The following is a 12,214-nucleotide window of genomic DNA, read 5'->3' on the forward strand; positions in this document are numbered from 1 at the left end:
CCTTGGTCTGCCGTTCGTTACAGCGCTTCTGAATCGGTTTCGCCCGTACGGATGCGCACGGCATGGTCGATCGAATAGACGAAAATCTTGCCGTCACCGATCTGGCCGGTCTTGGCCGACGCCGCGATGGCTTCGACGGCCCTGTCGACGAGTTCGGATGCAACGGCGATTTCGATCTTGAGCTTCGGCAGGAAGCTGACCGCGTATTCGGTGCCGCGGTAAATTTCGGTATGCCCCTTCTGGCGCCCGTAGCCCTTCACTTCGGTCACGGTCAGGCCCTGAATGCCGATCGCCGTAAGCGCTTCGCGGACCTCATCGAGCTTGAACGGCTTGATAATAGCCATCACAATTTTCATCTGGTTTCCCATCCTTCGTTATCCTCGGCGCGGAGCCGACTCTCCTTGCCGCTGACGTTCCTGAACAGCGACCGGCGATAGACATTCAAAGGGCGTGCCAGATTCGAGGCTTGCTGTAACTTATTGAAATATAAAGAATTTATAAAGGAATGCCAATAAACAGGCAAATGATTGGCCAATAAGCGCACAAATAATGCGCAAATTTCCAAATATGCACTCTATTTAATCATTTGCCTTTTTCCGAATCAGACCCTCCTGGGCGACGGAAGCGATCAGCACGCCCGATCGGGTAAAAAGGCTGCCGCGGGTCAGGCCCCTGGCGCCCGAGGCCGATGGGCTGTCCTGCGTATAGAGCAGCCAGTCGTCGAGTTTGCAGGGCCTGTGGAACCACATGGAATGATCGAGGCTCGCCACCTGCAGGCTCTGATCGAAAATGGAGGTGCCGTGCGCGTAGAGCGAGGTATCGAGCAGCGTCATGTCGGAGAGATAGGCGAGCACCGCCGCCTGATAGAGCCGGTCGTCGGGGACCGGGCCTGTGGCGCGCACCCAGACGTCCTGCCTCGGGTCGAGCTTCTTGTCGGAAAAATAATGTGTCAGCGAAACGGGGCGGATCTCGATCGGCCGCTCGCGCTGCCAGTATTTGCGGATCGCCTCCGGCGCATGCGCAAGATACTGCTCCTTGATCTGCTGTTCGCCGAGCAGCGTCTCCGGCATCGCCACCTCGGGCATGACGATCTGGTGCTCGAAACCCGGCTCCTCCCCCTGGAAGGAGGCCGACAGCGCGAAGATCGCCTTGCCGTGCTGGATCGCCACGACACGCCGGGTATTGAAGCTCGATCCGTCGCGGATGCGCTCGACCTGATAGATGATCGGCACCGAGGGATCGCCGGGACGCATGAAATAGGCATGCAGTGAATGGACGAAACGCGCGGCCTCGATGGTGCGCTGCGCCGCCATCAGCGCCTGGCCGATCACCTGGCCGCCGAAGACACGCTGCCAGCCGACCTGCGGGCTGCGGCCGCGGAAGATATCGACCTCGATCGGCTCCAGATCGAGCGTCGAAAGCAGCGTCTCCATCGCCGAAGGCCCGGTGGTCTCACGCGTCATTTTGTATGCCTCCCGGCGGTAGGAAGTGAGGTTGCGATGATCTATATAGATCACATCTGAGGCACAAGGTACGGGAGCGGCGCGATGCTGGATATGCTGGTTGTGGGCGGGGGTTATGTCGGCCTTTCCGCCGCCGTCGCGGTCAAACAGGCAGCTCCCCATCTCAATGTCGCCGTCGTCGAAGCGGCCCCTGAGCATGTCTGGAAAGGCGATACGCGCGCCTCCGCCATCATCGCCGCGGCCTCGAAGATGCTCGAAGTCTTCGGCATCTGGAACGAGATCGAGCCGGAGGCCCAGCCGATCACCAAGATGATCGTCACCGATTCCAGGACCTCCGACCCGATGCGCCCGGTGTTCCTGACCTTCGACGGCGAAGTGGAGGAAGGAAGGCCCTTCGCCCACATGATCCCGAACGTCGCCATGGTCGCGGCGCTGCGCGGCCTCTGCGAGCGCCTCGGCATCGAGATCCGTCACGGGCTGAGCGCCACCGAACTGAAGACGCACGACACCCATGTCACCGTCACGCTTTCCGACGGCAGCCAGCTGGAGACCCGGTTGCTGGTCGCCTGCGACGGCGTGCGCTCGACGCTGCGCGACCTCGCCGGCATCAAGACCGTCACCTGGGACTACGGCCAGTCCGGCATCGTCGCCACCGTCGAGCACGAGCGGCCGCACGAAGGCTGCGCCGAGGAGCATTTCCTGCCGGCCGGCCCCTTCGCCATCCTGCCGCTCCGCAACAACCGCTCCTCGCTCGTCTGGACGGAACGGACGCATGATGCCGACCGGCTGGTTACCGCCGACGATCTGATTTTCGAAGAAGAACTGGAACGCCGCTTCGGCCACAAGCTCGGAGCGCTGAAACTCGTCGGCGACAAACGCGCCTTCCCGCTCGGGCTGACGCTCGCCCGCTCCTTCGTCGCGCCGCGCTTTGCGCTCGCCGGCGACGCCGCCCACGGCATCCACCCGATCTCGGGGCAGGGCCTCAATCTCGGCTTCAAGGATGTGGCGGCCCTTGCCGAAACCATCGTGGAGGCCGACCGCCTCGGCCTCGATATCGGCTCGATCAACATTCTGGAGCGCTACCAGACCTGGCGGCGCTTCGATACCTTCCGCATGGGGGTGACGACCGACGTGCTCAACCGGCTCTTCTCCAACGACGCGACGCCGATCCGCATCGCCCGCGACGTCGGCCTCGGCATCGTCGACCGCCTGCCGCGCCTCAAATCCTTCTTTATCGGCCAGGCGGCGGGAACGACGGCGAAGGACAATCCGCGCCTGCTGGCCGGCCAGACGATTTAAGGAAGCTATTCGTCGAGGCGCCGGGCCTCAGACACCAGCATGATCGGAATGCCGTCACGGATCGGATAGGCAAGCTGCGCCTTTTCCGAAACGAGTTCATTGTGCTCGCGATCATAGGAAAGCCGCCCCTTCGAGAGCGGGCACACCAAAAGTTCGAGCAGTTTCGGATCGACGCGGCTGAGTTTTTCGTCCATGGCCGAAGTTTACTGCAGAACCGTGTCGGAGTCACCGAAGACCCGCGCCAGCACGATCTCGGTAATGGCGATCAGCGTCTCCGCCCGCGTCTTCAGATCGGGCGCCTCGAGCAGCGCCTGCTTTTCCGCCGGCCCGAAGGGCGACATCATGGCGAGCGAATTGACGAGCGTCAGATTGCTCGCCCGCTCGACGCTCTCCCAATCGGCCTCCAGCTTGTTGGCATCGAGATAGGCCTTGAAGGCCGTCAGAAGCGCCGTGCGATCGACGGCCTCCTCCTCGTTCTCGGCCGAGAGGTCGGCGATGAAGGGGGCGATGCGGAAGGTCCGGAAAGGATCGCCCGTCACTTTCTCCTCCAGCAGCCGGAAGCGGCAAACCCCCGTCAGCGAGACGATATAGCGCCCGTCGCCGGTCTCGGCGAAGGAGGTGATGCGGCCAAGGCAGCCGACGCTGGCGAGACTGTGCTCGCCGCCCTTGTCCTCGTGCTCGCCGAGCGCCGGCTGCACCATGCCGATCAGCCGGTTTCCGGCAAGGGCCGAATCCAGCATCGTCAGATAGCGCGGCTCGAAGATGTTGAGAGGAAGTTGCCCGGCCGGCAGGAGAAGAGCACCGGTCAGGGGGAAGACGGCGATAGCATCAGGCAGATCGCCCGGCTTCAGGTATCTGGCATTCCCGACTTGCATGAAACCGTCCCGCATTCTTGTAACGGGCATGCCCGTCTGACGAGAATGTGGTGCCCCCGCCCAAAAACGCAAGGGCCTGATATTGTAAACTTAGGAAAACAGCATCGCCGAAAGCTTGCGCCGGGCAGCAACCGTCGCCGGATCCTTGAATCCCCAGACCTCGAAGAACTGCAGCAGCTGGCGCCGCGCGCCGTCATCATCGAAGGCCCGGTCCTTGCGCATGATCTGCAGCAGGTGCTCGGCCGCCTCGTCGCGCCGGCCTTCGACATTGAGGATCTTGGCGAGCTTCAGCCGCGCCTCGTGATTATCGGGGTTCGCCGCCAGCTCACCTTCGAGCGCGACCGGATCGCCGAGCTTGCGGGCTTCCTCGATCTGATCGAGCTTCTTCAGGACGGCCTGGATACCGGCATCCTTGGCGATCTCCTCCGGCAGATCGGTCAGCGTTTCGCGCGCCCGCTGATGCTGGTTTGCGGCGATCATGCATTCGGCCATCCCCGCAAGCGCCTTGGCATTTTCGGGGGCGGCCTGCATCACGGCGGCATAAAGCTGGGCGGCCTCGTTGATATTGCCGGCGGCAAGCAGCTCCGCCGCTTCCGCAAGCACGGCCTCGATCTCGGCCGCCTCGTCGGCGCCGGCGGGGCCGCCGACGCGGTCGATGAATTGCCGCACCTGGCTCTCCGGCACCGCGCCCATGAAGCCGTCGGCAGGACGGCCGTTGACGAAGGCGATGACGGCGGGAATGGACTGGATGCCGAGCTGTCCGGCGATCGAGGGATGCTCGTCGATATTCATCTTGACCAGCTTGACGCGGCCCTGTGCTTCATTGACCACCTTTTCCAGAACGGGCGTCAGCTGCTTGCACGGACCGCACCAGGGCGCCCAGAAATCGACCAGCACCGGCTGGTTGCGCGAATCTTCGATGACATCCTTGGAAAAATTGGCGGTCGTCGTGTCCTTGATGTGGCTGCCGGCCGCAGCGGCTGCGGGAGCAGGCTGGGCGCCGAAGCTCGCCGTCGCCGACATCTGATTGCCGAAGGAACTGTTATAGGGGTTGTCGCTGCCGCTCATAGGTCTCTCCCGCCGCGCCGATCCTGCCGGCATCTCTGCTAAAGCATGTCGCGTAAAAATATGTAGCGGTTTTGCGATAAGGACATGCGCAAAACCAAAGACTAAAACGCGGCCGGCAGATCGGAAAGACCGCCACGCGCTTCAGCGCTAAAATCGTATGTCAGGACGTCACTTTCAAGACAAGCGGCTTATGTCCGGTCGCTTCCATGAAACGGATGAGGTCGCCGCTCGCAATCGATGTCGTCGCATCGTTGGTCAACGGATGGCAATTGATGATCTCCTCGCGCATCAGATCGGCATCGAGCACGAAGGTCACGCTTTGGGCGGTATCGTTGATCGCGCCGAAAGCGGTGACCGCGCCCGGGATGACGCCGAGATATTCCATCAGCTTCTCCGCCCTGCCGAAGGAGACGCGGCCGGACCCGCCGATCAGATTGTGCACCTGCTTGAGGTCGACATCGGCATTTTCCTCCACGGTCAGCAGGAAATACCTGTCCTTCTTGTCCTTGATGAAGAGGTTCTTGGTGTGGCCGCCGGGGATCTCGTCGCGCAGCGCGACCGATTCGGCCACGGTGAAGACAGGCGCATGATCCATCGTCTTATGGGCGATGCCGAGTCCGTCGAGGAAGGCGAACAGTTCTTCTCTTGTCTTCGGGGCATTTTCGGACATCGGGCAATCCATTGGATGAGATAGGAAAAGGTCGAGGTGTCCTGATTAAGTCCGTCCACAGCATTTGGCAATCTTCGCCACCGACGCTCTACCCCCACATTTGCGGCCTTTCCGCCCGTCTCGCACGAGCTCGATAATTTTTCTTCGGCTCTTCGTCATTTCCCTGTTGCATTTGAAAATCCGTTAGGCCATATAGCGCCCGTCGCCACGAGGCGGCGCCCACGGTCCAACGACTACCCCGGACCGATGCGGATTGAGCGGGTGTAGCTCAGGGGTAGAGCACAACCTTGCCAAGGTTGGGGTCGAGGGTTCGAATCCCTTCGCCCGCTCCAGTTTTCCCAACGTCCATACCGAATACATAGATAACAAGCCCGTGCCGAGCGGATTGTCGATTGGCTTTTCCTCCGCGCCCGTCAGCGATATTTCGCCGCCAGCAGCGCCGCCAATTCCACACGGCAGTCGATAAGCGGGCCGACGTCCTGGCGCGCCTTAGCCATCGCCATGGCGCCGGAATAGCTGGCGATCACCAACGTTGCGAGGCTCTGCGGATTGAGTTCCCGCGCCCGGTTTTCCCGAACATCCGTCTCGAAACTGGCGGATAGGGCTTCGTGCCAGGCGCCGAATACGACGCTGACCGCCCCGCGCATTTCCACGTCATGCTGGGAAACTTCCATCGCCATGTTGTTGAGCGGGCACCCGGCGACTCGGCCGTTCTGCGTCAGCTCGCCGATGATGCTTTCGAAGACCGAATCGATCGTGGCCGGCGTATCCATGCCGGTGTGGAATGGTTCGATCCATGTTTGCCGAACGGCTTCGGATACGCGATCGCGAATGACCGCAAGTCCGAGGTCGCGTTTGACGGGGAAATGGTGGGCCATTGCGCCGCCGGAAACGGAGGCCCTTTCGCGCAGCTCCAGCATGCCGGTTGCGAGATAACCCTGGGTGACGAAGGCATCATAGGCGGCATCGACGATCCGGCGGCGGACGCCCTCGGGGTCATTGGTTCTTCTGTTTTCGCTCATGATGTCTCAACCGGGTCGGCGCGCAGAATAGCATCTTGACAAAACAGGTCAATTGCCCTGTTCTTAAAACAGGATGATCGACCTGTTAAGGAAACCATGAATCCGCACACCATCTTCGAGCTTCGCCGCTACCGGCTTCTGCCCGAGGGCAGAGAAGCATTGATCCGTCTGTTCGACCGGGAATTCGTCGAGCCTCAGGAGGCGCTGGGCATGCGCGTCGAAGCGGAATTCCGCGATCTCGACGATCCCGATTCCTTCGTGTGGGTTCGGTCCTTCAAGGACATGGAAGCCCGAACGGAGGCGCTCGCATCCTTTTATTCAGGCCCGGTCTGGAAAGAACATGGACCCGCCGCCAATGCGACGATGCTCAATTCGGACAATGTCCTGCTCCTGAAGCCGACCGCCGGCGTCGATCCGTTCGCGCATAATCTGCCAAGGGATGCGGAGGCAGGCCGATCCCGGGCGAAGGGCCTGATCATCGTCAATATCTGCTCGCTCGCGCCTGGAACGGAAGAGGATTTTTCCAGGCTCTTCCGCGACCATGCGCTCCCGCTCATTCAAGAGGCCGGTGCGCGCATCGGTGGCTTGTTCGTGACCGAGCGAAGCAGGAACGGCTTTCCCAGGCTGCCGGTTCGCGAGGGCGAGACTGTGTTCGTCTGGCTTGAATGCCACGCGGATCAGGACAGCCGAACCGCCTATCAGCACCGGTTGCGGCAGAATCCCGTTTGGACGGATGAGATCTACCCGCGGATGGACGGCCAGTGCTGGCGGAAGATCGAGGTCGCGCGCCTGACGCCGACGTCGCGGTCGCTTTGCGCCTGGTGAGCAGCTTCAATTTTGTACTTTATTGCGGTTGATTGGTTCGCTTGGCGAACTATCATCGAGATCAGACAATTCGGCGCCTCTTCGAATCGAAACCCTCCATCGCCGCCCTTAATTTCCTGATTGGTCCCAACGTCAGCAGAGGTTCATCATGCGCATCGCCGTCGGTGGCATTCATATCGAGTGCAGCACTTACAATCCCGTCCTGAACGAGGAGAAGGATTTTCGCGTGCTGCGCGGCGCCTCACTGCTGGAGTCGCCCTATTTCGCTTTCCTCAGGGATTATGGCGCCGAATTCCTGCCGACGATCCATGCCCGCGCCATTGCCGGCGGCCCGGTTTCACGCGCCACCTACGAGGCCTTCAAGAGAGAATTCCTCGAGCGGCTGAAACCGATGCTGCCGCTCGACGGACTCTATCTCGCCATGCATGGCGCCATGTATGTCGAGGGCATGGAGGATGCCGAGGGCGACTGGATCAGCGCCGCCCGCGCCCTCGTCGGGGAGCAATGCACGGTTTCGGCAAGCTACGACCTGCACGGCAACGTCACGCAGCGCATCATCGACGCGCTCGACATCTATTCCACCTATCGCACCGCGCCGCATATCGATGTCGAGGAAACGATGCGCCGCTCGGTCTCCATGCTGGTGAAGAGCCTGAAAACCGGCGTGCGGCCGATCGTTCTCTGGGCACCGATCCCGGTCGTCCTGCCCGGCGAGCGCACCAGCACCGTCGATGAGCCGGCTAACAGCCTCTATGCCTTGCTGCCTGATATCGACGCGATGGACGGCGTCTGGGATGCGTCGCTGATGGTCGGTTATGTCTGGGCCGACGAACCGCGCGCCACGGCCGCCGCCATCATGACCGGCACCGACCGCGCGGTGCTGGAGCGAGAGGCAAAGCGCCTCGCCAAAGCCTATTGGGATGTACGCGGAGACTTCGTCTTCGGCTGCGAGACCGGCTCGATCGAGGAATGCGTGGCGAGAGCCGTCGCAAGCCCGACCGCACCGGTCGTGCTCGCCGAATCCGGCGACAACCCGACCGGCGGCGGCGTCGGAGACCGGGCCGATGTGCTGGCCGAACTGATCGCCAAGGGCGCGACAGGCGTCGTCTTCGCCGGCATTGCCGACAAGGCGGCGACCGAGGCCTGCTATGCCGCGGGCATCGGCGCCAGGCTCGATCTCAGCGTCGGCGGCTCGCTCGACAGCAAGGGCAGCCAGCCGGTCAGCGCCCGCTTCATCGTCAAATTCCTGCATGAGACCGCCGATCCCTCCGACCGGCAGGCCGTCGTCTCGACCGGCGACATCGACCTCGTGCTTTCGGCCAAGCGCCGGCCCTATCACAATATCGTCGATTTCACCCGGCTCGGCCTCGATCCGCACCGGGCGAAGATCATCGTCGTCAAATCAGGCTACCTCTCGCCGGAGCTGGCGCCGATCGCCAATCCGAACCTGATGGCGCTCTCGCTCGGCGTGGTCGACCAGTTCGTCGAGCGCCTGCCGCGGTTGCGCAAGCAGCGCCCGACCTACCCCTTCGACAAGGATTTTGCCTTCGAGCCGCAGGTCTTCCTCTCCGCACGCGCGGCCTAGGCCGATCCCTCAAGGAACGCTCCCCCGGAAAGGAACGCCGACATGACCGCATTCACGACCCGTCCCGAAATCCTCGGCACCTTCGGCGTCGTCACCTCGACGCACTGGATCGGCTCGGCGGTGGGCATGAGCATCCTTGAAAAGGGCGGCAACGCCTTCGACGCGGCAATAGCCACGGGTTTCGTGCTGCAGATCGTCGAACCGCACCTCTGCGGCCCGGGCGGCGACCTGCCGGCGCTGATCTATTCGAAGAAGAAGGACAAGGTCGAAGTCATCTCAGCGCAGGGGCCTGCCCCCGCCGGCGCGACGATCGAGCGCTATACGAGGGAAGGCCTGTCGCTGATCCCCGGCGACGGGTTGCTGGCGACGGTCATCCCCGGTGCCTTCGACGGCTGGATGCTGATGCTGCGCGACTACGGCACGATGAGCGTGCGCGACGTGCTGGAACCGGCAATCTTTTATGCCGAGCACGGCCATCCGCTGCTGCCGCGCGTTTCAGCCACCATCAAGGGGCTGGCGGCTTTCTTCGAGAAGGAGTGGCCGACCTCCTATGAAACCTGGCTGCCGGGCGGCAGCGTCCCTGAAGCGCACTCGAACTTCAGAAATCCGGTGCTGGCCGAAACCTGGAAACGCATCATCGCCGAAGCCGAGACGAAAAGCGGCCGGGAGGCGCAGGTGGAAGCGGCGCGCGATGCTTTCTATCGCGGCTTTGTCGCCGAGACGATCGACGATTATCTGAAGACCGCCGAGGTGATGGATGCGAGCGGCAATCGTCACAAGGGCATGCTCACACCAGATGACATGGCAGGCTGGTCGGCGACGATCGAGGAACCGCTGACCTATGATTACCACGGCTGGACGATCGCCAAGACGAGGCCTTGGGGCCAGGGCCCGGTCTTCCTGCAGGCTTTGTCGATCTTGAAGGGTTTCGATCTGGCCGCGACGAACCCCGCCGGCGCCGACTTCGTCCATACCGTCGCCGAGGCGATGAAGCTCGCCTTCGCCGACCGGGAAGTCTATTACGGCGATCCGGATTTCTCCGAAATCCCCATCGCCCATCTGCTGTCGGAGGCCTATGCGGCGGAGCGCCGCAAGCTCATCGGCGCGGAGGCTTCCCTCGATCTTCGTCCGGGTGTCGTTGCCGGCTTCGAGGCGCAGCACGATCTGACGATGAAGATGCTCGGCGCGGACTCGAAGACCGGCATCGTCTATGAGCCGACCATGGCGCATCTCTCGGAAAAACGCGGCGACACCGTGCATATCGACGTGATCGACCGCGACGGCAACATGGTCTCCGTCACGCCCTCCGGCGGCTGGCTGCAATCTTCGCCCACCATACCGGGCCTCGGCTTCTGCCTCAATTCCCGCGCGCAGATGTTCTGGCTGAAACCTGGCCTGCCGACCTCGCTGGCGCCGGGCAAACGGCCGCGCACGACGCTGACGCCTTCGCTCGGCCTCTATGAGGGCCGCCCGACCCTGGCCTTCGGCACGCCGGGCGGCGATCAGCAGGACCAATGGCAGCTCTCTTTCTTCCTTCGGCATGTGCATCATAAGCTGAATCTGCAGGCAGCGATCGATCAGCCGCTGTTCCACACCGCGCATTTCCCGAGCTCCTTCTATCCGCGCACTCGCGAGCCCGGCAGCCTGATGGTGGAGGCGAATTTCGGCGCCGATGTGCTCGATGCGCTCGCCCGCAAGGGCCATAAGCTGACCGTCGCCGATCCCTGGACCATCGGCCGGCTGACCGCCGCCCGGCGCGATGCCGACGGTTTGATGCGCGCCGCGGCGACGCCGCGCCTGATGCAGGCCTATGCCGTCGGCCGATAGCTTTTACATGCTGCTGAGGTAGGAAATTATTGCAGAAAACAGCGCAAATAGGCCGGTGAAGTGCGGTCTTTTTGCTGCACTGCTTATATTACTTATCCTAGATACTATTTCACTGATAATTGTTAACGCCAACCCTCCCGCTTTTGTGTTCTCTTATCCCTGCGAATCAAAAAGGGTTGATTTGCCGGGGGACGCCTTTCATGTTGAAGCATGGGGCGATGCAACAGTTGGGTAGGAGCCTATGCTGCAACGGATTGAAGACATTGATGCCGCGCTAATCGATAGGTTGCAGCATTCAGCGTTCAAGTATTTCCTGAAATATTCCAATCCCGAAAATGGCCTCGTGGCCGATACTTCGATCGGCGGCGTGCCGGCAAGCATCGCGGCGGTCGGTTTTGCGCTTTCCTCCTATCCCGTCGGCGTCGAGCGTTCCTGGATCAGCCGCAGCGAAGCGGCCGAGCGCACGGTCAATACGCTGCGCTTCTTCGCCGAAGCCCGTCAGGGCGAAGAGCGCCACGCGACCGGCCATCGCGGCTTCTTCTACCATTTCCTGCACATGGATACCGGCAATCGCGCCTGGAACAGCGAGCTTTCGACCATCGACACGGCGCTGCTTCTCGCCGGCGTGCTGACTGCGGCGCAATATTTCGATCGTGAGGACGAGACGGAGACCGAGATCCGCGAGCTCGCGACCTTCATCTACGAGCGCGTCGACTGGCGCTGGGCGCTGAACAAGGGCGACACCATCTCCATGGGCTGGAAGCCCTCTTCCGGCTTTCTGCGCTGGCGCTATCACGGCTTCGACGAGGCGATCATCCTCTATGCGCTGGCGCTCGCCTCGCCGACGCATCCGATCCCGCAATCCTGCTACGACGCCTTTACATCAAGCTATTCCTGGATGATATTCAACGAGCAGCCCTATCTCTATGCCGGGCCGCTCTTCATCCATCTCTTCTCCCACGCCTGGATCGATTTCCGCAGCATCCAGGACAAGCCGATGGCCGAGCGCAACTGGGATTATTTCCGCAACACGCAGGTCGTCATCAACATGCAGCGCGACTATGCCGAGCGCAATCCCGGCCGTTTCGTCGGCTACAACCGGAATATCTGGGGCTTCACCGCCTGCGACGGCCCGCCGCCGACGCGGCGCATGCGCGGCGGCCGCCAGCCGAAGGTTCTGGGTTATGCCGCGCGCGGCGCCCCGCTCGGGCCGGATGACGGCACGATTGCACCCTGGGCGGCGCTCGCCTGCCTGCCCTACGACCGTCAGGCGGCGCTCGACGGCACCAAGGCGCTTCTCACCACCTATCCGAACCTGCTCTTGGAAGGCGGTTTCCCCGGCGGCTTCAATCCGACCGTCCAGACGAAGCGGCCGGAAGGCTGGGTCGACGACCGCACGGTCGGCATCGACCAGGGCCTCGTCGTCATGACCGTCGAGAACGAGCGCTCGGATTTCATCTGGAAGCTGATGCGGCAATCGCCGGTGATCCGCCTCGGGCTCGAACGCGCCGGCTTTACCGGCGGCTGGCTCGAAGGCATCGAGCCGGAAGAGCTGGTGCGCAAATTCGCCTGAGGAACGC

At 62.4% G+C, this 12,214-nt stretch carries 12 protein-coding genes and 1 tRNA gene; 6 read left to right on the forward strand and 7 right to left on the reverse strand.

Annotation, left to right across the window (positions count from 1 at the left end):
- Window positions 1–17 precede the first annotated feature (17 nt).
- Both CO670_RS08330 and tesB read right to left on the reverse strand, forming a co-directional pair.
- The gene (locus CO670_RS08330; protein WP_003543684.1) at window positions 18–368 is read right to left on the reverse strand and encodes a P-II family nitrogen regulator; all 351 of its coding nucleotides are present in this window, start codon (window positions 366–368) and stop codon (window positions 18–20) included.
- 210 nt (window positions 369–578) lie between these two features.
- A complete protein-coding gene (gene tesB / locus CO670_RS08335) occupies window positions 579–1,463 on the reverse strand; it encodes an acyl-CoA thioesterase II (RefSeq protein ID WP_097589811.1) in 885 nt (294 codons plus the stop codon).
- An 84-nt stretch (window positions 1,464–1,547) separates the two neighbouring features.
- On the opposite strand from tesB, the gene CO670_RS08340 reads away from it, so the two are divergent.
- Window positions 1,548–2,762: a ubiquinone biosynthesis hydroxylase gene (locus CO670_RS08340; protein ID WP_097589812.1), complete on the forward strand. Its 1,215-nt coding sequence runs from the start codon at window positions 1,548–1,550 to the stop codon at window positions 2,760–2,762.
- A 5-nt stretch (window positions 2,763–2,767) separates the two neighbouring features.
- Here the strand turns inward: CO670_RS08340 and CO670_RS08345 are convergent, their stop codons facing one another.
- The 4 genes from CO670_RS08345 to CO670_RS08360 form a co-directional block, all read right to left on the reverse strand.
- Entirely contained in the window at window positions 2,768–2,956 is a 189-nt protein-coding gene (locus CO670_RS08345) for a Trm112 family protein (protein WP_003567459.1), read from the reverse strand.
- A 9-nt stretch (window positions 2,957–2,965) separates the two neighbouring features.
- Complete coding sequence (locus CO670_RS08350; RefSeq protein WP_176538902.1) at window positions 2,966–3,652, reverse strand: LON peptidase substrate-binding domain-containing protein; 687 nt, start codon at window positions 3,650–3,652, stop codon at window positions 2,966–2,968.
- 75 nt (window positions 3,653–3,727) lie between these two features.
- Window positions 3,728–4,705, reverse strand: coding sequence for a thioredoxin (trxA, locus tag CO670_RS08355; protein ID WP_097589813.1), 978 nt, complete (start codon window positions 4,703–4,705; stop codon window positions 3,728–3,730).
- 160 nt (window positions 4,706–4,865) lie between these two features.
- Window positions 4,866–5,375 carry a prolyl-tRNA synthetase associated domain-containing protein gene (locus CO670_RS08360; RefSeq protein WP_097589814.1) on the reverse strand — a complete coding sequence of 170 codons (510 nt, stop codon included), beginning with the start codon at window positions 5,373–5,375 and terminating at the stop codon, window positions 4,866–4,868.
- A gap of 257 nt (window positions 5,376–5,632) precedes the next feature.
- Here CO670_RS08360 and CO670_RS08365 point away from each other — a divergent pair.
- Window positions 5,633–5,707, forward strand: a tRNA-Gly gene (locus tag CO670_RS08365).
- A gap of 81 nt (window positions 5,708–5,788) precedes the next feature.
- Here CO670_RS08365 and CO670_RS08370 read toward each other — a convergent pair.
- Window positions 5,789–6,397: a TetR/AcrR family transcriptional regulator gene (locus CO670_RS08370; protein WP_097589815.1), complete on the reverse strand. Its 609-nt coding sequence runs from the start codon at window positions 6,395–6,397 to the stop codon at window positions 5,789–5,791.
- Between the two features lie 96 nt (window positions 6,398–6,493).
- Between CO670_RS08370 and CO670_RS08375 the strand changes: the two genes are divergently transcribed.
- The 4 genes from CO670_RS08375 (at window position 6,494) to CO670_RS08390 (ending at window position 12,207) form a co-directional block, all read left to right on the forward strand.
- Window positions 6,494–7,222 (forward strand): NIPSNAP family protein, encoded by a 729-nt coding sequence (locus tag CO670_RS08375; protein ID WP_097589816.1) that lies wholly within the window; start codon window positions 6,494–6,496, stop codon window positions 7,220–7,222.
- 148 nt (window positions 7,223–7,370) lie between these two features.
- Window positions 7,371–8,807: a M81 family metallopeptidase gene (locus tag CO670_RS08380; RefSeq protein WP_097589817.1), complete on the forward strand. Its 1,437-nt coding sequence runs from the start codon at window positions 7,371–7,373 to the stop codon at window positions 8,805–8,807.
- 42 nt (window positions 8,808–8,849) lie between these two features.
- Window positions 8,850–10,634, forward strand: a complete 1,785-nt coding sequence (locus tag CO670_RS08385) for a gamma-glutamyltransferase family protein (protein WP_097589818.1) — start codon at window positions 8,850–8,852, stop codon at window positions 10,632–10,634.
- A 241-nt stretch (window positions 10,635–10,875) separates the two neighbouring features.
- Window positions 10,876–12,207: a glucoamylase family protein gene (locus CO670_RS08390; protein WP_097589819.1), complete on the forward strand. Its 1,332-nt coding sequence runs from the start codon at window positions 10,876–10,878 to the stop codon at window positions 12,205–12,207.
- Window positions 12,208–12,214: the final 7 nt, after the last annotated feature.

The sequence above is a fragment of the Rhizobium sp. J15 genome, assembly GCF_002531825.1.
Lineage (GTDB): Bacteria > Pseudomonadota > Alphaproteobacteria > Rhizobiales > Rhizobiaceae > Rhizobium.